Source organism: Enterobacter sp. JS8-1 (assembly GCF_049187015.1).
GTDB lineage: Bacteria > Pseudomonadota > Gammaproteobacteria > Enterobacterales > Enterobacteriaceae > Enterobacter > Enterobacter mori.
Genome location: NZ_CP185805.1, coordinates 1,815,967 through 1,836,127, shown reverse-complemented (window position 1 = coordinate 1,836,127; position 20,161 = coordinate 1,815,967). Strand labels below are relative to the sequence as shown.

Genomic DNA, 20,161 nt, shown 5'->3' with positions numbered 1-20,161 from the left:
GGTAACTTCCCCGTTTGCACGGGGAAATCCTCACTAAGCTTAATCACGCTAACGCGTGATTACTTAGTGATAACCTTGCGGCCGCGGTAGAAACCGTCAGCGGTGATGTGGTGACGCAGGTGTTTCTCACCAGAAGTCTTGTCTACAGACAGGCTGGTAACTGCAGTCAGCGCGTCATGGGAACGACGCATGCCACGTTTGGAACGGGTTGGTTTATTCTGTTGTACGGCCATGGACCTTACTCCTTAATTACTTACGCTTTAAGCTGGCTAATACGGCAAATGGGTTTGGTTTTTGCGCTTCATCAGGCAGTTCCCCAAAGACCATGTCCGCCTCGGACACTTCACAGTGTTCAGAATCATGCACCGGAACCACTGGCAAGGTGAGGATGATTTCATCTTCAACCAGAGCCAGAAGATCGATTTCACCGAATTCGTTAACCTCAATCGGCTCATACGCTTCCGGGAGTGCTTCAGCCTGCTCGTCAGAACGAACGGGACTGAAACAATACGTTGTGTGAACATGCTGTACAAACGGTTTCCCGCAACGCTGACATTCGAGGGTTACCGTCACCTTTGCATCACCGGTTAAAACGGCGAGACGCTGGTTGTCGATAGCGAACGACATGGAGCATTCTACATCACTGTCCACACTGACTACGGATTCGGCAATACGCTCAGCCTGATCGGAAGAATAGATTCCTTCGTAATCAAGGCGTTTTTGAGCCGTACGAACCGGATCAAGAGTCAGGGGTAATTTTACCTTTTGCATAGGGCGCGCATATTAACTTTGTAACGTCATAGAGTCAAAGAAAAAGGCAACCAGAGCTGCCTTTTGCCAATTATTCGCACACATTGCGGCCTGTAGTTTAAAATGGCTGGCATCGATACGCTATATCTGGTGATAAAAATATGCCAAATCTCGTTCTCGCCTCCACTTCACCCTACCGTCGAATGCTGCTGGAAAAGCTCGGGATCCCGTTTGAATGCGCTGCCCCCGACGTTGACGAAACGCCACACCCGGGCGAATCCCCGCGTCATCTGGTGACGCGTCTCGCACAAGAGAAAGCGCAATCGCTGGCCGCACGTTATCCCGCCCATTTGATTATAGGCTCCGATCAGGTTTGTGTACTGGACGGAGAGATCACCGGCAAGCCGCATACGGAAGAGAACGCCTGCCAGCAGCTTCTGCGTGCACGTGGCACTATCGTGACCTTTTATACAGGGCTGGCACTTTATAACTCCGCCTCAGGCCACCTGCAAACGGAATGCGAGCCGTTCGACGTGCACTTTCGCCATCTCAGCGAGCAGGAAATAACAGATTATGTCCGCCGGGAACGTCCGCTCAACTGTGCAGGAAGTTTTAAAAGTGAAGGATTGGGGATTGCGCTGTTCGACAAGCTGGACGGTCGTGACCCGAATACGCTGGTCGGATTGCCGTTGATTGCACTGTGCCAGATGTTAAGGCGAGAAGCGTTTAATCCGCTGACGATGTGACTGGACCATTGCGGCCTGATGCCCTCACCCCGGCCCTCTCCCACAGGGAGAGGGAGGAAAGCAAAATCAGCCGCGCAGAACCTTCAGGCAACGTTTCAGTTGCTCATCCAGCGGTGCTTCAATACGGATGATTTCACCGGTGTTTGGATGGGTAAACTTCAGCGCAGCCGCATGCAGGAACAGACGCGACAGCCCCGTGCCCGCCAGTTGTTTATCAAACTCGCGGTCGCCATAGCGGTCATCAAACGCAATAGGATGCCCGGCAAACTGGGTATGCACGCGAATCTGATGGGTACGCCCCGTCACCGGGCTGCAGCGCACCAGCGTGGCAAATTCATAGCGCTCTTCAACTTTAAAGCGCGTCTCGGACGGTTTCCCTTCCTGATTCACACGCACAATGCGCTCGCCGCTCTGCAGAATATTTTTCAACAGCGGTGCCTGCACCACTTTTACATGGGACTGCCACTGCCCACGAACCAGCGCCAGGTAGTCTTTCTGCATCCCTTTTTCACGAAGCTGCTCATGCAAAGAACGCAGCGCAGAACGCTTTTTCGCCACCAGCAGCACGCCGGAGGTATCACGATCCAGGCGATGCACCAGCTCCAGGAAACGGGCTTCCGGTCGAAGCGCGCGCAGTCCTTCAATCACGCCAAAGCTCAGGCCACTGCCGCCGTGTACGGCTGTACCTGACGGTTTGTTCAGCACAAGGATATAGTCATCCTCATAAAGGATGACGTCACTCAGCGCAGCCACTTTTTGCAGCTTAGGCGAAACCGCCTCTTCTTCACGTTCAGCCACGCGCACCGGCGGGATACGCACTTCATCACCGGCTTCGAGCTTATACTCAGGCTTCACGCGTTTTTTGTTAACCCGCACCTCGCCCTTGCGCAGGATGCGGTAAATCATACTTTTTGGCACGCCTTTCAACTGGGTGCGTAAAAAGTTATCGATGCGTTGCCCCGCATAGTCATCCGCGATAGCAACAATTTTTACGGCTGGAGTCTCTGTTTTCATGGTTGGCGATTCTAAATATCGTCAGCCATTAGCGCCACTCATTTTTCTATGCTTATATTTACTTTTATCCGGCCTGCGCCCCGTTTCGCGCAATCGATTTGGTGGTTATTAAACCAATCACCACCTCGAAGTGAAGAAACTGTGAGTAACCGGGTGATAATTGGTAAAAGTCATCTTGCTATAACCCGGCGAGCAGTGGAATAATGAGGCTGTTTTCCGTGTTAAATCCAGGTTAAGTAAGGATGTCGACGGAATGACCAATTTTGTCTGACCGATCATCCACGCAGCAATGGCGTAAGACGTATTGATCTTTCAGGCAGTTAGCGGGCTGCGGGTTGCAGTACTTCCCGGTATAAGGATTGTTTTCTGGAGAGTTCTACCCAGGCAATTCCCCTGATAATTGCGCTGTGTTTCCGTATGAAATACAGGCAACCGACACTCTGCGCCTCTTAAGCGAGCGACAACCGTGAGGTTGGCGACGTGAACAGACACGAGGCCATCGGTTCATACCCCGGAAAGCGTCACCTTGCCCGCAGCTTTGTCGTCAATGTAAGAATAACGAGTAAGTTACGATGAAAAGAATGTTAATCAACGCAACTCAGCAAGAAGAGTTGCGTGTCGCCCTTGTGGATGGGCAGCGCCTGTACGATCTGGATATCGAAAGTCCTGGACACGAACAGAAAAAAGCGAACATTTACAAAGGTAAAATCACCCGCATTGAACCAAGCCTTGAAGCTGCATTTGTCGATTACGGTGCTGAGCGTCACGGTTTCCTCCCTCTTAAAGAAATCGCCCGCGAATATTTCCCTGCAAACTACAACGCCCATGGCCGCCCAAACATCAAAGATGTTCTGCGTGAAGGTCAGGAAGTTATCGTCCAGATTGATAAAGAAGAGCGTGGCAACAAAGGTGCCGCACTGACGACCTTTATCAGCCTGGCGGGGAGCTATCTGGTTCTGATGCCAAACAACCCGCGTGCGGGTGGTATCTCTCGCCGTATCGAAGGTGATGACCGTACCGAGCTGAAAGAAGCGCTGGCAAGTCTTGAACTGCCGGACGGCATGGGGCTTATCGTGCGTACCGCAGGCGTAGGCAAATCTGCCGAAGCGCTGCAGTGGGACTTAAGCTTCCGTCTGAAGCACTGGGAAGCTATCCAGAAAGCAGCAGAAAGCCGCCCTGCTCCGTTCCTGATCCACCAGGAAAGCAACGTTATCGTGCGTGCCTTCCGTGATTACCTGCGTCAGGACATCGGCGAAATTCTGATTGATAACCCGAAAGTGCTTGAGCTGGCTCGCCAGCACATCGCCGCGCTGGGTCGTCCGGATTTCACCAGCAAAATCAAACTGTACACTGGTGAAATCCCGCTGTTCAGCCACTATCAGATTGAATCCCAGATTGAATCCGCCTTCCAGCGTGAAGTGCGTCTGCCATCCGGTGGTTCTATCGTTATCGATACGACCGAAGCGCTGACCGCTATCGACATCAACTCCGCGCGTGCAACCCGCGGCGGTGATATCGAAGAGACCGCCTTCAACACCAACCTTGAAGCCGCTGATGAAATCGCCCGCCAGCTCCGCCTGCGCGACCTGGGTGGTCTGATCGTTATCGACTTCATCGACATGACCCCTGTTCGTCACCAGCGTGCGGTTGAAAACCGTCTGCGCGAAGCGGTGCGCCAGGACCGTGCTCGTATCCAGATCAGCCATATTTCTCGTTTTGGCCTGCTGGAGATGTCCCGTCAGCGTCTGAGCCCATCACTGGGTGAGTCCAGCCATCACGTTTGCCCGCGCTGTTCCGGTACCGGTACCGTGCGTGATAACGAATCGCTGTCCCTCTCTATTCTGCGTCTGATTGAAGAAGAAGCGCTGAAAGAGAACACCAAAGAAGTTCACGCCATTGTGCCGGTGCCCGTTGCCTCTTACCTGCTTAACGAAAAACGTGCAGCGGTAAGCGCAATCGAAGCACGTCAGGGCGGCGTTCGCTGCATCATCGTGCCAAACGACCAGATGCAGACCCCGCACTATCACGTGCTGCGTGTGCGTAAGGGCGAAGAGACGACCACCCTCAGCTACCTGCTGCCGAAGCTGCATGAAGAAGAGATGGCTCTGCCATCCGATGAAGAGCCTGCCGAGCGTAAACTGCCTGAGCAGCCTGCATTAGCCACCTTCATTATGCCGGAAGCGCCGCCGGAAGCCGTGCTGGAAAAACCAGCGGCTAAACCTGCTGCGCAAAAACCTGCGCCAGACGTGGCGAAAGCCCAGCCAGAGCAACCAGGTCTTCTGAGCCGCATCTTCGGCGCGCTGAAGAAGATGTTTGCTGGCGAAGAAGTTCAGCCGGAGCAGCCAAAAGAAGCACCGAAAGAAGCGAAGCCTGAGCGTCAGCAGGATCGTCGTAAGCGCCAGAACAACCGCCGCGATCGTAATGACCGCAGCGACCGCAACGACCGTAACGAGCGTCGCGACAACCGTTCTGACAACAACGAAGGCCGTGAGCAACGCGAAGATAACCGTCGCAACCGTCGCGAGAAACAGCAGCAGAATGTTGAAGATCGCGAAATTCGCCAACCGGCGGGCGATGAATCCGAGAAGAGCAAACAGCGCGACGAGCAGCAGCCTCGCCGTGAGCGCAATCGTCGTCGCAACGACGAGAAGCGTCAGGCGCAGCAGGAAGTTAAAAACCTGAACCGCGAAGAGCCTGTTGAACAGCAAGACGCTGAGCAGGAAGAACGTACTCAGGTTATGCCGCGTCGTAAGCAGCGCCAGCTGAATCAGAAGGTCCGTTTTGCTTCTGAAACGACCGAAGAGACAACTGTTGTTACGGAAACCGTCGCCGAAAGCGCGCCGCAGACCCAACTGGCGAAAGTTGATCTGCCAGCAGTGGTAGAGAACAATGCCGAGCAGGACGATAATGGCGAAGGTCGTGATAACGCAGGCATGCCGCGTCGTTCACGTCGTTCTCCTCGTCACCTGCGCGTGAGCGGTCAGCGTCGTCGCCGTTATCGTGACGAGCGTTACCCGACTCAGTCTCCAATGCCGTTAGCCATCGCGTGTGCGTCACCTGAAATGGCATCCGGTAAAGTCTGGATCCGCTACCCGGTTGCTCGCCCGGAGCAGATTGTTGAAGAACAGTCTGTCACCGAAGAGGTGATTGCACCTGTCGTTGCAGCTGAAGAGGTTGTGGCTGCAGCAGCGACGGTGGTTGAGCCGCAGGCTGTGGAAGCCGAAGCCCCACAAGCGGTTGAAGTGGAAACCACCCATCCTGAAGTGATTGCTGCCCCGGTTGATGCCGCACCGCAGTTCATCGCCGAAGAAGACACGGTCGTGGCCGAAGAGGTTGCTGAAGAAGTTGAAGCCGCCGCGCCGGTTGAAGACACCGCTGACGCGGTTATCGAAACGGTGACAGAAGAAGTGGTTCAGGAGGTTGAACTTGACGTTGAACCGGTTCGTGAAGCCGAAGAAGCTCCAGCGCCTGAGGTGAAACCAGCGCCAGTGGTTACTGCGCCAGTGGCAGCACACGTTGCAACGGCACCTATGACTCGCGCACCTGCGCCTGAGTATGTGCCGGAAGCACCGCGTCAAAGCGACTGGGTTCGCCCGGAGTTCAACTTTGACGGCAAAGGTTCCGCAGGTGGTCACAGCGCAACGCACCAGGCGACTGCACCGGCAACCCGCCCCCAGTCTGTTGAGTAATACGCGTTAGGACGAAAAGCCGACCTCAGGGTCGGCTTTTTTATTGCGCATTTGCTGGCTTTCTCATTCCGGCTATACCCGGCATCACCTGCTTCATCATCTCAAGAAAACGTCGCAAGCGCGCCGGATAGTATCGCGACCACGGATAAACCAGATGGACGGGCAGCGCCGTGGGTTGCCACTCGGGCAGAAGAGGGATTAAGCGCCCTTCCTGAATATCCTCTTTCACCGTCCAGCTTGATACCAGCGCCACCCCCAGCCCGGTCAGGGCCGTATTTCGCGCCACGTACAGGCTGTCCGTGCTCAGACGCGGCGTAATGGCAATGCGTGTCGGCTGCGCTGCACCATCAAACAATTCAACGTGTCGCTGGTAGAAGGTGCTGATGGCAATCCAGGGCAGCGCCTGCAAATCCTCTGGCTTGCTAACCTTTGGGAAGCGTGCCAGCAGCGCAGGAGAGGCGACGATGGAGCGCGGTACCTCTGCCAGCTGTACGGAAACCGTGGCGGGATCGACCTCGGCACCCACGCGGATCGCACAATCAATATTGTCGCTGAGGAAATCCACCGACTTATCGTTCAACATCCACTCAACGGAAAGCTGAGGATAACGCTGCAAAAATTCCGTCAACGGTTTCAGGAGCTGTTCCTGACCAAAGGCGTGCGGTGCCCGCACCCGCAATACCCCAACCGGTTCATCCTCCGCCTGCCCGACTTCATCTTCCAGCGCCAGCCAGCTATCAATCACCCGCCGGGCATGCTGATAGCAGCGTTCACCGTCGTCAGTGAGCCTGGTGGCATGGGTGGTTCGCAGCAGCAGGCGAGCCCCCAGCAAGGTTTCCAGAGACTGCAAACGTCGGCTTACCGTGGCCTGAGTCGTCGAAAGCTGCCTTGCCGCTGCCGAGAGCGAGCCGGTTTCCACGATGCGAACAAAAGTTCGCATCAGTTCTACCCTGTCTATACGTTCAACTCGCTTCATACTTTCCTCTGTCATACGCTTAACGTATAAGCGTTTTACCATCGGCCCCTCTACCGCCGCAAGGCGTAGTGATAAAAAATAGCCTCACACTATGACTGAGGAACGTCTTATGAACACAACAACTGCCTCCCATGCCGTGAGCCGCTGGGTGATATTAATGCTGGCTCTGGGTGCTGGTTTCAGCGTGGCATCCATTTACTACGCACAGCCTTTGCTGCCGCTGATGGGTGCTGACCTTCATTTGAGCATTGAAGGAATGGGCCTGGTTCCGACGCTGACCCAGGCTGGCTACGCGCTTGGCATCCTCTTCCTGCTGCCGCTTGGCGATCGTCATGACCGCAGGACGCTGATTCTGATTAAAAGTGCCGCCCTGGCGCTGTTTCTTCTGGGCTGTAGTCTCACCGGGCAACTCCCTTCGCTGCTGCTGGCAAGCCTGCTGATTGGCATGGCCGCCACCATGGCACAGGATATCGTTCCCGCTGCTGCTATCCTCGCCCCTGAAGGCAAGCAGGGGAAAACCGTGGGCACCGTCATGACAGGTCTGCTGCTGGGCATATTGTTGTCGAGAACCGTCAGCGGCGTGGTCGGTGAAGCCTTTGGCTGGCGGGTGATGTATCAGTTGGCTGCTGCAAGCATTGCCTTTGTCGGCGCGGTGATGTGGACCGTACTCCCACGTTTTGCTATTCACTCCACGCTGAGCTATCCCGCGCTGATGCGTTCCATGGAACACCTGTGGCGTCGTTACCCGGCACTGCGTCGCGCGGCGCTGGCTCAGGGTTTTCTGTCGATTGCCTTTAGCGCATTCTGGTCAACGCTGGCCGTGATGCTGCTGGAACGCTACCACCTCGGCAGCGCCGTGGCGGGCGGGTTTGGTATCGCAGGTGCCGCCGGTGCATTAGCCGCGCCGCTGGCAGGCGGGCTGGCGGATAAACTGGGTGCAGGAAAAGTGACGCAACTGGGTGCCGCGCTCGTCACCGTCTCGTTTGCGCTAATGTTCCTGATGCCCGCCCTCGGCGTCCATGGACAGTTGATCCTGATTGCCGTCTCGGCCGTCGGTTTTGACCTTGGCCTGCAGTCAAGCCTGGTGGCTCACCAGAATCTGGTCTACAGCCTTGAACCGCAGGCACGCGGTCGCCTGAATGCCCTGCTCTTTACGGTGGTGTTTATCGGAATGGCGTTAGGCTCGGCACTGGGCAGTAAGATTTATACGATGGCCGGCTGGTCTGGCGTGGTGGCGCTGGCAACCCTGTGCGGCATTATTGCCCTGGTCATCAGACTGATTGAAAACGCCCGGGTAACATCCGCTCAGGCTGAAACCGTGTAAAAAAAATGCCCGGTCCATACGGACTGGGCAGTCAAAACATGCCCAGTTTCAAGACATGTTCTAAGAGGTCAAGACGTTATTTATTCATCTGGAACAGGGACATCCCCTGCATATCGCTAAACGCCTTATAGGAGGCCTGCAGAGCCGCTTGCTGCATGGAGTAAGAAGAGATCACCGAGTTCCAGTCCACATCGACCAGGTCGCTCATCTGCTGCGTTTGGCCCAAAGCACGGTCATCGCCCAGCGAATCCAGTTTGCCCAGCTCGTCCAGTTTGATCCCCAGGTCTGCACGCACGGTCAGCACGTTGTTCAGCGAGTTGCTCAGGCCGCGGTTGGTTTTATCCATCGCCGCCGTAAACGCATCAGCTTTAGTCTGGTCGCCTTCAACCGGCGTATTCAGCGCAGCGATAGCGGTATCCAGGATCTTAAACAGGTTGGTTTCCGGCGCGCTGCCGTCCGGCTCCGGTTTGGCGTTACTGGTGAAGGTATCGAAAACTTCACTGCCCGTGTGGCTGATTTGCATGGTACGCGCGGCGTCAACCTGCTGGCTGATTGGCGTAGAGCCGCCGTTATAGGTGCCGGTCGTCTCGTCGAAGGCCGCCGCTTCCGTTTTGTAACCCGCAAAAATATAGCGTCCATTACCGTCGGTGCTGTTTGCCAGGTTCATCAGCTGATCGCGGATCCCCTGCAGGTTGGTGGCAAGCGACTGTCGGTCATCATCGCTGAGGGTTCCGTTACCGGCGTTAACCACTTTTTCCTGCGCGGTGATAATCGCATTCGTCACCTCTTTCAGCACGTTCTCTTCCAGCGACACCTTGGTCGTGGCGAAAGAACGCGCCAGCGCATACTGGCTGTTCTGCGTCTGCGCCTGGGAGAGCACAACGGCCTGAGAAGCCGCAATCGGGTCATCGGAAGGACGGTTTACGCGCTTGCCGGTTGACATCTGCTCGCCATAGCCCAGCCAGAGACTCTGGGAGTTCGTCACTCCGCGCATGCTCTGCTCATACATCATTTGAGTACTAATACGCATTTTTTAACCCCGGCCTTAGCGAATGTTGATCAACGCATCAAACAGCGTGCTCGCCGTTTGCAGAACCTGCGCATTCGCCAGGTAGTACTGCTGATAGCGCTGCAGGTTGCCGTATTCTTCATCCAGGTTAACCCCGGAAATCGACTGCTGCTGTTTGGTCAGCTGCGTTACCACGTTGTCTTTCGTGGCGCTGCTGGTTTTCAGCGATGCCGTGGTGCTCCCCACCGTACTGACCAGTGAAGCATAGGCATCGTTGAAGGTTTTGTTATTCCCCACCAGCTTCGCGCTCTGCAGATCCAACAGTTTTTGGCCGTTGGTATTGTCGCTATCGCCGCTGTCGCTGGCGGAGGCCATCGCCAGTTTGGATTCATCGCTAATCGCGACGTCCATATTCATAATGACGTCATTCACCGGTTTCACGATGAAGCTGTCTTTCTGGTTGGCCGCACCGGTGATGTTCACGTTCAGACCATCAAACGACAGGTTACCGCTGCCGTCCGGCGTGGCCGTAAAGCTGGTTTTGTCAGACAGACGCGTGACCGTCCAGTTGGTCCCGTTGTACTCAACTTTATAGTTCGTCGCCTGCACCGCAGAGCTGTCCGTTACGCTCGCCGTGACCGACGCGCTGCCGGTGTTTTTGCTGTTACTCAGTACGGAAGGTGAACCGAAGTCGAACAGCTTGCCGCCTGCGTCGCCATTTGCGTCGAACCCGGCTTCATGCTGTGTGTTCATCGCGTCGGCAAACGCCAGCGCCATCTGGTTAAGGGTGTTACGCGCCTTATCCAGATCTTCAGAACGGAAGGTCAACAGCCCACCCAGTGACCCTGTGGTGATCTGCTTTTCCGGGATCTCAACGTTTCCAGACGCTGCATCCACGTAGGCAATCGTGGTGCGCGACGGGTCAGCACTGGATTTCACCGCAGCCAGCTGGCTGGCAGTACTGCCCTGCACCAGGGTGTAACCGTTCGCGATGGAGATATTGTACGTACCGCTGTCCTGCACGGTCACGTCCACACCCACAATCTTATTCAGTTCGCTCACCAGCTGATCGCGCTGATCGAGCAGTTCGTTCGGCGATGCGCCCGCGCCTACGCCGGTCAGACGGGAAATCTGATCGTTAAGGTTGGCTATCTGCTTCGCGTAGTTATTGATCTGATCCACGCTGGTGGTGATCGCGGTGTTAACCTGCGCATCCTGATCGCGAAGATACTGATCGTTGGTTTTAAACTGGTTTACCAGGCCATCCGCTTTGCCGATCACCGTCTGGCGCGCAGCCGGGTCTTCGGCGTTACTCACCAGCGTTTGCAGGCTCTTGAAGAAATCCTGCAGCGTGGTCGAAAGCGAGTTGGTGGTATCGGAGAGCACGTCGTCAATCTTTGACATCTGCTGATAGCGCGTTGTCAGCCCGCTGCTCTGCGTCTGTGCGGCGCGCAGCTGGTTGGTAATGAAGGCGTCATACTCACGCTGCACGCCGGAGACATAAACCCCGTTCCCCACCCAGCCACCGCCGGTCAGCGTGCTGTTAGCCGCGCCCAGAATGGTGTTCTGGCGGGTGTAACCTGCCACGTTATAGCTTGAAATATTATTACTTACGGTATTAAGTGCCGCCTGTGCCGCACTGAGGCCACTCATGGCGCTGTTAATCAAACTGGACATGGGGGTTCCTTTTATACTTTCAGACACGAGTCCTGATGAAGGTTATCGGCAGCCTCCACCGGGACTTGAGAACTTTCAGAACAGATTTTCAATATCGGTGCTATAGGCTTTACTCACCTTCTCACCCATCGATTTCAGCTGCTGGATCATGCTGGTGAGCTTGCGCGCATAGTTCGGATCGGTAGCGTATCCCGCATTCTGCAATGCCTGCGCGCCCTGCTCCGGCGTCGATGCCTGCGTCACGGCGGTATAACGCGGGTTTCGGCTTAACAGGCCGACGTAATCTGACAATGCTTCAAGGTAGGAGCTGTAAACGCGGAATTTGGCTTTAACCTTCACTGCCGCGCCGTTTTCGTATTCGGTGGTGGTGATCTCGGTTGTCGGCCCCTTCCAGCTGGAGGTGGCTTTCACGCCAAAGATGTTGAAGCTCGGATCGCCGTTTTCCTTACGGATTTGACGCTGGCCCCAGCCCGACTCCAGCGCCGCCTGGGCCAGGATCAGGTGATGCGGTACCCCGCTCTGCTCGCTGGCCAGTCGCGCAGGCAGAGAAAGCTGCGCCAGGAAGTCCTTACTGTCGCCGGAGAGCGGCTCGTCGCGCGTCTCTGCGGGCTTCGGCATGGCCTTACGCACCATCTGCGTCAGCGCCTGGTTCTGATAACTGGTCACCGTTTCGATGTCGAACTTCATCGGCACCTGCTGCGGCTGATCCTCAGGCTGAATACCCTGTGCGGCAGCGGTCTGTTTGACAATCATGTCAGCCAGTCCGAGTCCTTTCCCGGCGGTCATCTGCTGTGCAATCTGCTGGTCATACATGCTGGTGTAAAGCCGCGTGGAATCGCTGCTGAACATCCCGTCTTTCGGCAGGGTCTCACGCATGCTTTTCAACATCATCTGCACGAACATCCCTTCCACCTGGCGGGCGACCGGGCGGATATTCGCCGCCGGGTCTTTGCCTGCTTTGGTTTTGAGTTCGTTCAGCGACTGGGCATCCCAGGCGGCACCGGTCAGCAGTTTGCTATCGGTCAGCATTAGATGATTTCCAGTTTGGCGCGCAGGCAGCCTGCACTTTGCATCGATTGCAGAATCGACATCAGATCCATCGGCGTCGCGCCCAGCGCATTCAGGGCACGCACCACGCTGTTCAGGTTCGCGCTGGAACGCACGCTTTGCAGCGAGCCGCCGCTCTGGCGCAAATCAATCTGCGTTTGCGGTGTCACCACCGTCTGACCGCCACCAAATGGCGTGTCCGGCTGGCTGACGTTGGCAGAGCGGTTCACCGTCACGGAGAGGTTACCCTGCGCCACGGCACAGCTGTCCAGCGACACCTCGCGGTTCATCACCACTGACCCGGTGCGTGAGTTGATGATGACTTTGGCATCCTGCACCGGCACGTTCACTTCCATATTCTGGATATCCGCCAGCATACGCACTTGGTTACTGTTACCCGAAGAGGTCCGGATCTGCACGGTACGCGCGTCCAGCGCCGTGGCGCTCCCGTAGCCGCGGCTGCGGTTGATGGTGTCGGCAATTTGCTGCGCCATCGTGAAGTCTTCATTATTAAGCTGCAGGTTGATGGTATTTCCTGCGCCAAACTGGGTCGGCAGCTCGCGCTCGATGATGGCCCCGTTAGTGATACGCCCACCGTTCAGCTGGTTCACCTGCACGCTGCTCCCGCCCGCAGAGGCACCCGCACCGCCAACCAGAATGTTACCCTGCGCCAGGGCATAGACCTGGCTGTCGACGCCCTTAAGCGGCGTCATCAACAGCGTGCCGCCGCGCAGGCTTTTGGCGTTACCCATGGAGGAGACCACTACGTCGATGGTCTGCCCCTGACGCGCAAACGCCGGATAGGACGCGGTCACCATCACCGCCGCCACGTTTTTCAGCTGCATGTTGGTCCCCGCAGGGACGGTAATACCAAGCTGCGAAAGCATGTTATTCAGGGTCTGGGTGGTGAATGGCGTTTGGGTGGTCTGGTCACCCGTACCGTCCAGCCCCACCACCAGGCCATAGCCAATCAGCGAGTTCTCGCGCACGCCCTGAACGCTGGTCAGGTCGCGAATACGGTCAGCCTGAGCGAAGGTTGCCACCAGCGCCAGCGCCACGGCGAAGATCGTTTTAAACATGGGTCACCTCGCTTACATCGGCGATAAGTTAAGGAAGAAACGCTGCAGCCAGCCCATATTTTGCGCTTCATTGATATAGCCGTTACCGACGTATTCAATGCGCGCATCCGCCACCTGGGTGGACGGTACGGTGTTGGTGCCGCTGATGGTGCGAGGGTTAACCACACCGGAGAAGCGAATGAACTCAGTGCCCTGGTTAATGGCGATCTGTTTTTCACCCACAACGTGTAAATTGCCGTTAACCAGCACCTGGTCAACCGTCACCGTCAGCGTACCGCTGAAGGTGTTGCTGGCGTTCGCACCACCTTTACCGTTAAAGGTATTGCCGCCAGACGCCTCAACATCCGCACGCGCATTGCCGAACAGGCCCTGCAGATAGCGTGGAACGGTGTCGAAGCCAAAATTGGTTTTGCCATCGCGGCTGGCGTTCGCCGACGAGCTCTTGCTCGCACTGACGTTTTCCTGCAGCACAATGGTCAGCGTATCGCCGATGTTACGCGGGCGACGATCTTCAAACAGCGGCTGATAGCCGTAGTTAATTGGCTGTGCGGTCTGGAAAATGGAGCCGTTCACCACGGGCGCGGGGCCGGGAACGGGCTGGGCGGTAGTCGCACCCTCGACCAATGGTTTAGACGGGATCCAGGCACACCCGCTGAGGGTGACGGCCAGAACAGTCAGTATCGGATAACGAAACGCCGCGTTTTTTTGCATTGCCTTCATCTTCGAAAACAGGGAGCCGGTGCGGCGTTGACCGCACCGGACTGCACCTTAGAGTTGCGTCAGTTTCTGCAGCATCTGGTCGGTCGTCGACACTGCTTTACTGTTAATTTCATACGCGCGCTGAACCTGGATCATATTCACCAGTTCTTCCGCCACGTTAACGTTCGAGGTTTCAACATAACCCTGATACAGCAGACCCGCGCCGTTCAGCCCCGGCGTGCTCTCATTTGGCGTACCGGAGGACTGGGTTTCGGTGTAGAGGTTCTCACCAATGCTTTCCAGACCGGTATCGTTCATGAAGGTGGTCAGGTTGAGCTGTCCAACCTGAACGGGCGCGGCCTGACCCTGCTGGGTGACGCTCACGATACCGTCGCGCCCGATGGTGATGCTCAGGGCATTCGCCGGAATGGTGATTGCAGGCTGAACCTGGAAACCGCCCGCCGTCACCAGTTGGCCGTTTTGATCCACCTGGAATGAGCCGTCACGGGTGTAGGCTGAGGTACCGTCAGGCAGCTGCACCTGGAAGAAACCCTGCCCTTTGATGGCGACATCTTTACTGTTGTTGGTCTGAGACAGGTTGCCCTGGCTGTGCAGACGCTCGGTCGCTACCGGACGCACGCCGGTACCAATCTGCAGACCGGACGGCAGCGTCGTTTGCTCAGAAGACTGAGCACCCGGCTGGCGAATGGTTTGATAAAGCAAATCTTCGAAAACCGCACGCTGACGCTTGAAACCATTGGTGCTGACGTTTGCCAGGTTGTTGGCAATCACATCCATGTTGGTTTGCTGCGCGTCCAGGCCTGTTTTCGCGATCCATAAAGAACTGATCATAAGGAGTCCTGTTAACTCATAGCCAGAAGTTGGTTAGCCTTGCTCGCGTTTTCATCCACGCTGCTGATAATTTTCATCTGCATTTCAAAACGGCGGGCGCTGGCGATCATGTCGGTCATGGCTTCAACCGGCTTGACGTTACTGCCTTCCAGCACGCCGGACATCACGCGAATGCTCGGGTCAGCCTGGAGCGTAGCGCCACGGGTGGCCTGTGCCACTTGGGTCAGACGGAACATGCCGTCATCGCCGCGCTGCACCTCTTTGCCTTCCGCTTTAACCAGCTTCAGACGCCCGACGGGCGCAACGGTATTGGCGGGATCGCCCGGGTTTAACGCCGAGATGGTGCCATCTGCCGCGATGGTCAGCTCTGAGCCTTCCGGTACCGTGAGCGGACCGGCTTCGCCCATCACCGGATGACCCTGAATGGTCAACTGCCCGGTTGCGCTCACCTGGATATTACCGTTACGGGTATAGCCTTCGCCGCCGTCTGCCGTTTGCACCGCCAGCCAGCCGTCCTGCTGAAGGGCAACGTCCAGCGGACGCGAGGTGTAATCCATCTGGCCCGGCGTCATATCGGCACCGGGAGTGGATGCCGTCACCAGCGTACGCGTGGGTAATGAAAGCCCTTCGACCGGCACCGCACGCAGCGCATTAAGCTGCGCGCGAAAGCCCGGCGTGGAGGCGTTTGCCAGGTTGCTGGCGGTAACGGCCTGCTGATTGAGCGTCTGGCTTGCCGCGCCCATCGCTGTATATATTGCGTGATCCATTGCGCGTTCCTGTTAGCCGCTTAACGCAGGTTAACCAGCGTGTTGAGGATCTGATCCTGCGTTTTGATGGTCTGCGCATTCGACTGGTAGTTACGTTGCGCGACAATCATGTTCACCAGCTCTTTACTCAGGTCCACGTTAGAGGCTTCCAGCGCGCCGTTGGTCAGCGTACCAAAGTTACCGGTACCCGCCGTGCCGAGCAGCGCAACGCCGGAGGACTGGCTTGCAGACCATACGTTGTCGCCTTCAGATTTCAGGCCTTCGTTGTTAGCGAAGTTTGCCAGCACGATCTGCCCCAGAACCTGCGTCTGTTCGTTGGAGTAGTTACCCACAACGGTACCGTCGTCGTTAATCTGATAGCTCACCAGATCGCCCGGCTTGTAGCCGTTCTGGGTAGTCCCGACAACGTTGTTGGCACCGGTATTCTGCTGCATGGAGTTCTGGAAGTTCAGGTTGAACTGCGCTGCATCTGCCCCGCTGATAGAACCGGTGGTAATTTCTATTGATGGCGTGGCGTTTGGCGTCGCGCTCAGCACGCCAGCCGCGTTGTAGTTGTACACGCCCGCCAGGTTACCGTTGCTGTCGAAACTCATTTGAGCGGCTTTGGTTGCTGGAGAGCCGGCAACGCTACCGTCCTGGGTGTACAGATCCCATTTGTTGTCTGCTGTTTTGACGTAGTAGACATACATGTTGTGGGCGTTACCCTGGGTATCGAATACGGTCACGGTCCCTTTTTTGTTGTAGGTATCCGGGTTAGTCGCATCGAACGCGGCAGTCTGCGCATCATCCGTGGAGTTCAGGTTGATCTGCTGGGTTGCCGTTGTGGTCGCCTTCGCGGCCATCAGGGTGTTAGGGATGGTAATAGCCTGTGGGTTCGCACCGGTCTGCACCGTTGGTGGCGTACCTGCAACCGGATAGCCGGTCAACTGCATCCCCTGCATGTTGACCAGGGTACGGTTTTCGTCGAGCTTAAACTGGCCGTTACGGCTGTAGAACACAGAGCCGTTGGAATCCACCATACGGAAGAAACCGTTCTGGCTGATAGCAACGTCCAGACCACGACCGGTATTGGTGGTTGTACCGTCGGTAAAGTCCTGAGTGATACCCGCGACTTTAACGCCCAGGCCGACTTTAGAGCCTGCAAACATATCGGCAAACGAGGCCGAACCGGATTTAAAACCATAGGTCGCGGAGTTGGCGATGTTGTTGCCAATGACGTCCAGGTTGGTGGCCGCAGCATTCAGGCCGCTGACCGCTTGAGAAAAGGCCATGACTTACTCCTGATAAGTGTAAAGGCTTAGATAATCTGCCGAACTTCGTCGAGTGTGGTGGTACCAGAGGTACCCAAATCCAGTTTGTTGCCATCGCTACTTTTGATGACGCCCTGAACCAGTGCAAACTGCAGCGGCTGCGCAACCAGCTGGGTGGTTCCGCTGCTGGCGCTGATCGCCACCTTATAGGAACCGTTTGGTGCTTTGGTGCCGTCGGTCAGGCTGCCATCCCAGGTGAAGGTATGCACACCTGCTTTCAACTCACCGATGTCGATGGTGCGTACCACGGCACCGGTCGAGTCGGTGATCGTCGCGGTCACTTTGTCAGCCGCCTGCTGCAGCTCAACGCCAAACGGCGTGGTGGTGGTGGTTGAGGTGCCATCGGTGGTGCTGGTGCCCGCCAGAATGGTGGTCCCCGGGATCATCACCCCATGACCAATCAGGTTGGCTGCCTGCAAAGACTGGCTGTTGTCGATTTGACCGGAGACGGAGCCGAGCGTGGTATTCAGTTTCTCAATGCCGCTCACTGTACTGATCTGCGCAAGCTGCGTGGTCAGTTCATTGTTCTGCATCGGGTTGGTAGGATCCTGGTTCTTCAGCTGCGCCACCAGCAGCGTTAAGAAGCTGCTTTGCAGATCGTTAGCACTGCTTCCGGTCAGGGAGCTGGAACCGGAGGTCGTGCTGGCACTGCTGACCCCCGTATTCGTTGGGTCATTCATACTGACGGCAATGGACATGCGTGTCTCCTTTACTGGCCGAGCGTGAGTGTTTTGAGCATCATGCTCTTCACGGTGTTGAGCACTTCGACGTTTGCCTGATAGCTGCGCGAGGCGGACATCGAGTTCACCATCTCACCGACCACATCCACGTTAGGCATCTTCACGTAACCACTGGCATCGGCGAGCGGGTTGCCCGGTTCATACACCAGCTTGTCAGGTGCCTGGCTCTCCACCACGTCAGAGACTTTCACGCCGCCTGTTGCCGCACCCGGTGCAGCATCGACCTGAAAGACCACCTGTTTTGCTTTATAGGGCTGTCCGTCAGGACCGGTTACGCTGTCGGCGTTAGCGAGGTTACTGGCGGCAACGTTCAGACGCTTGGACTGTGCCGTTAACGCCGAACCGGCGATATCAAAAATATTCAGCAAAGCCATGGATTAGTTGCCCCCTTGCAGGACGGTCATCATGCCTTTAATTTGTCCGCCGAGTAGGGTCAGACCCGTCTGGTACTGCAGGCTGTTATCGGCAAACTGCGTACGCTCCCGGTCCATGTCGACGGTGTTGCCGTCAAGCGATGGCTGGTCGGGAATGCGATAAAGTAAATCGGTCGTGGGCGCGGTCATCGCCTGAGCAGGAATATGGCGTGAGGATGTCAGTGCAAGTGCGACACCCGTTCCTTCGGCACGTCCACGCTCCATCACTTTTTTAAGTTCACTGGAAAAATCAATATCGCGCGCCTGATACCCCGGGGTATCGGCGTTGGCAATATTGGCGGCTAAAATCTCCTGCCGCTGGGCGCGTAAATTGAGCGCTTCCTGCTGAAAACGTAACGCGGCGTCGAGTTTATCGAGCATGTCTCCTCCGCTGATGGCAAAATTTCAGTTCACAGCTTAAATCTCACCCCGTCTCCCCTATCGACGGAATAAGCGCAAAATGCGTCGCTATTTATTGCGTTGATGTAAAACCACTGCGGGTAGAATCCTCTCAATTCTGGAAACGGTGGGATGTGCAATGCGGACGATAAAACGAGGCCTGGCGGCAACCTTATTGCTTTTAAGCCCTCTGGCACAGGCTGAAAACTTACAGGCTCAGTTGACGACTTTTTTTGCACAGCAGCTGGCGGGCTTTAGTGATGAAGTCAGCGTCACCGTTCGCACGCCGCCTAATCTCTATCCCACCTGCGAACAGCCCTCATTCACCGTGACCGGCACGACAAAGCTGTGGGGTAACGTGAACGTGCTGGCGCGCTGCGCCAACGAAAAACGCTATTTACAGGTTGCGGTTCAGGCGACGGGCAATTATGTTGTTGCCGCCGCGCCCATTGCCCGCGGCAGCGTACTGCAGGCCAGCAGCGTGACGCTTAAACGCGGTCGACTGGATCAGCTTCCGCCGCGAACGATGCTGGACATAAACCAGGCACAGGACGCGGTCAGCCTGCGCGATATGGCACCAGGCCAGGCCATTCAGCTCTCCATGCTGCGTAAAGCGTGGCGGGTGAAAGCGGGTCAGCAGGTGATGGTGGTCGCCAACGGAGACGGCTTTAGTATCAACAGTGAAGGTAAGGCATTAAACAATGCCGCCGTGGCGCAAAATGCCCGGGTCAGAATGTCTTCAGGCCAGGTGGTTAGCGGAACCGTCGATTCTGATGGGAATATTCTGATTAACCTATAATCTTTTTAAAGATTTCGCGGTGCCTGCCGATAAATATTCAACTAATGATGATGTCAGGCGCAAACGCCGCGAACCCTCGATGAGGACAACACTATGAGCATTGATCGTACATCAGCCCTGAAGCCGGTTAGCACTGTACAACCTCGCGAAACGAATGACGCTCCCGCGCAGAAAACGCGTCTGGAAAAACCGTCTACGGCTAACAGCACCAGCGTGACCCTGAGCGACGCGCAGTCCAAACTGATGCAGCCGGGCAGCAGCGATATCAACATGGAACGTGTTGAAGCGCTGAAAACGGCCATTCGTAACGGCGAGCTGAAAATGGATACCAGCAAAATCGCTGACGCGCTGATCGAGGAAGCGCAGAGTTTCTTACAGAGTAAATAACCGTATGAGTCGACTGTCAGAAATACTGGATCAGATGACGGTTGTCCTGAACGACCTGAAAACGGTAATGGATGCTGAACAACAACACCTGTCTTCGGGTCAAATCAACGGCAGCGCGTTGCAACGCATTACTGAAGACAAAAGTTCGCTTCTGGCGACGCTGGATTACCTTGAGCAGCAGCGACGCGCTGAACAGGATCAGAAGCGCAGCGCCAACGATGAAATTGTCGAACGTTGGCAAACGATTACGGAAAAAACCCAGCATCTGCGCGATCTCAACCAGCATAACGGTTGGTTACTTGAGGGACAGATGGTGCGTAATCAGCAGGCTCTGGAAGTATTAAAGCCCCATAAAGAGCCGGGGCTATATGGTGCGGATGGTCAGACGGCCACGGCACGCATTACGGGCGGGAAAAAGATTTCGATTTGACGCCTTAGCGGCAAATCAGGCTGTGGGGAGCACCATAAGGTGAACTCCCCTTTT

At 56.1% G+C, this 20,161-nt stretch carries 21 protein-coding genes; 6 read left to right on the top strand and 15 right to left on the bottom strand.

The window, feature by feature from the left end:
- Positions 1 to 59 precede the first annotated feature (59 nt).
- Complete coding sequence (gene rpmF / locus ACOQH0_RS08645; RefSeq protein ID WP_003857964.1) at positions 60 to 233, bottom strand: 50S ribosomal protein L32; 174 nt, start codon at positions 231 to 233, stop codon at positions 60 to 62.
- A gap of 16 nt (positions 234 to 249) precedes the next feature.
- A complete protein-coding gene (yceD, locus tag ACOQH0_RS08640) occupies positions 250 to 771 on the bottom strand; it encodes a 23S rRNA accumulation protein YceD (protein WP_006174678.1) in 522 nt (173 codons plus the stop codon).
- A 140-nt stretch (positions 772 to 911) separates the two neighbouring features.
- Between yceD and ACOQH0_RS08635 the strand changes: the two genes are divergently transcribed.
- Positions 912 to 1,496, top strand: a complete 585-nt coding sequence (locus ACOQH0_RS08635; protein WP_421512006.1) for a Maf family protein — start codon at positions 912 to 914, stop codon at positions 1,494 to 1,496.
- Positions 1,497 to 1,562: 66 nt separating this feature from the next.
- Here the strand turns inward: ACOQH0_RS08635 and rluC are convergent, their stop codons facing one another.
- Positions 1,563 to 2,510: a 23S rRNA pseudouridine(955/2504/2580) synthase RluC gene (gene rluC, locus ACOQH0_RS08630; RefSeq protein ID WP_148399581.1), complete on the bottom strand. Its 948-nt coding sequence runs from the start codon at positions 2,508 to 2,510 to the stop codon at positions 1,563 to 1,565.
- A 572-nt stretch (positions 2,511 to 3,082) separates the two neighbouring features.
- Between rluC and rne the strand changes: the two genes are divergently transcribed.
- The gene (gene rne, locus ACOQH0_RS08625; protein ID WP_421512005.1) at positions 3,083 to 6,199 is read left to right on the top strand and encodes a ribonuclease E; all 3,117 of its coding nucleotides are present in this window, start codon (positions 3,083 to 3,085) and stop codon (positions 6,197 to 6,199) included.
- Between the two features lie 40 nt (positions 6,200 to 6,239).
- Here the strand turns inward: rne and ACOQH0_RS08620 are convergent, their stop codons facing one another.
- The gene (locus ACOQH0_RS08620) at positions 6,240 to 7,217 is read right to left on the bottom strand and encodes a LysR family transcriptional regulator (protein ID WP_120158553.1); all 978 of its coding nucleotides are present in this window, start codon (positions 7,215 to 7,217) and stop codon (positions 6,240 to 6,242) included.
- Positions 7,218 to 7,284: 67 nt separating this feature from the next.
- Between ACOQH0_RS08620 and ACOQH0_RS08615 the strand changes: the two genes are divergently transcribed.
- Positions 7,285 to 8,499, top strand: a complete 1,215-nt coding sequence (locus ACOQH0_RS08615) for an MFS transporter (protein ID WP_421512004.1) — start codon at positions 7,285 to 7,287, stop codon at positions 8,497 to 8,499.
- Positions 8,500 to 8,575: 76 nt separating this feature from the next.
- Here the strand turns inward: ACOQH0_RS08615 and flgL are convergent, their stop codons facing one another.
- The 11 genes from flgL to flgB all read right to left on the bottom strand — a co-directional run bounded on the left by flgL (position 8,576) and on the right by flgB (position 18,473).
- Positions 8,576 to 9,529 (bottom strand): flagellar hook-associated protein FlgL, encoded by a 954-nt coding sequence (gene flgL, locus ACOQH0_RS08610; RefSeq protein WP_010429668.1) that lies wholly within the window; start codon positions 9,527 to 9,529, stop codon positions 8,576 to 8,578.
- A gap of 15 nt (positions 9,530 to 9,544) precedes the next feature.
- Complete coding sequence (gene flgK / locus ACOQH0_RS08605; RefSeq protein WP_010429667.1) at positions 9,545 to 11,185, bottom strand: flagellar hook-associated protein FlgK; 1,641 nt, start codon at positions 11,183 to 11,185, stop codon at positions 9,545 to 9,547.
- Positions 11,186 to 11,260: 75 nt separating this feature from the next.
- A complete protein-coding gene (flgJ, locus tag ACOQH0_RS08600; protein ID WP_010429665.1) occupies positions 11,261 to 12,214 on the bottom strand; it encodes a flagellar assembly peptidoglycan hydrolase FlgJ in 954 nt (317 codons plus the stop codon).
- Complete coding sequence (locus ACOQH0_RS08595; protein ID WP_010429662.1) at positions 12,214 to 13,311, bottom strand: flagellar basal body P-ring protein FlgI; 1,098 nt, start codon at positions 13,309 to 13,311, stop codon at positions 12,214 to 12,216. Before ACOQH0_RS08595 ends, flgJ begins: the two co-directional genes overlap by 1 nt.
- Positions 13,312 to 13,323: 12 nt before the next feature.
- Positions 13,324 to 14,022 (bottom strand): flagellar basal body L-ring protein FlgH, encoded by a 699-nt coding sequence (gene flgH, locus ACOQH0_RS08590; protein WP_089599873.1) that lies wholly within the window; start codon positions 14,020 to 14,022, stop codon positions 13,324 to 13,326.
- 57 nt (positions 14,023 to 14,079) lie between these two features.
- Positions 14,080 to 14,862, bottom strand: a complete 783-nt coding sequence (gene flgG / locus ACOQH0_RS08585) for a flagellar basal-body rod protein FlgG (protein WP_000625853.1) — start codon at positions 14,860 to 14,862, stop codon at positions 14,080 to 14,082.
- 11 nt (positions 14,863 to 14,873) lie between these two features.
- Entirely contained in the window at positions 14,874 to 15,629 is a 756-nt protein-coding gene (locus ACOQH0_RS08580; RefSeq protein WP_421512003.1) for a flagellar basal body rod protein FlgF, read from the bottom strand.
- A gap of 20 nt (positions 15,630 to 15,649) precedes the next feature.
- Positions 15,650 to 16,900 (bottom strand): flagellar hook protein FlgE, encoded by a 1,251-nt coding sequence (flgE, locus tag ACOQH0_RS08575; protein ID WP_420985168.1) that lies wholly within the window; start codon positions 16,898 to 16,900, stop codon positions 15,650 to 15,652.
- A 26-nt stretch (positions 16,901 to 16,926) separates the two neighbouring features.
- Positions 16,927 to 17,637, bottom strand: a complete 711-nt coding sequence (gene flgD / locus ACOQH0_RS08570; protein WP_100167049.1) for a flagellar hook assembly protein FlgD — start codon at positions 17,635 to 17,637, stop codon at positions 16,927 to 16,929.
- 11 nt (positions 17,638 to 17,648) lie between these two features.
- Entirely contained in the window at positions 17,649 to 18,053 is a 405-nt protein-coding gene (flgC, locus tag ACOQH0_RS08565; RefSeq protein ID WP_010429647.1) for a flagellar basal body rod protein FlgC, read from the bottom strand.
- Between the two features lie 3 nt (positions 18,054 to 18,056).
- Entirely contained in the window at positions 18,057 to 18,473 is a 417-nt protein-coding gene (flgB, locus tag ACOQH0_RS08560) for a flagellar basal body rod protein FlgB (protein WP_010429643.1), read from the bottom strand.
- A 157-nt stretch (positions 18,474 to 18,630) separates the two neighbouring features.
- On the opposite strand from flgB, the gene flgA reads away from it, so the two are divergent.
- The 3 genes from flgA to flgN all read left to right on the top strand — a co-directional run bounded on the left by flgA (position 18,631) and on the right by flgN (position 20,107).
- Positions 18,631 to 19,290 (top strand): flagellar basal body P-ring formation chaperone FlgA, encoded by a 660-nt coding sequence (gene flgA / locus ACOQH0_RS08555; protein WP_108418042.1) that lies wholly within the window; start codon positions 18,631 to 18,633, stop codon positions 19,288 to 19,290.
- A gap of 93 nt (positions 19,291 to 19,383) precedes the next feature.
- Positions 19,384 to 19,677 (top strand): flagellar biosynthesis anti-sigma factor FlgM, encoded by a 294-nt coding sequence (flgM, locus tag ACOQH0_RS08550; protein ID WP_010429637.1) that lies wholly within the window; start codon positions 19,384 to 19,386, stop codon positions 19,675 to 19,677.
- Between the two features lie 4 nt (positions 19,678 to 19,681).
- Complete coding sequence (gene flgN, locus ACOQH0_RS08545) at positions 19,682 to 20,107, top strand: flagella biosynthesis chaperone FlgN (protein WP_108418043.1); 426 nt, start codon at positions 19,682 to 19,684, stop codon at positions 20,105 to 20,107.
- Positions 20,108 to 20,161 lie beyond the last annotated feature (54 nt).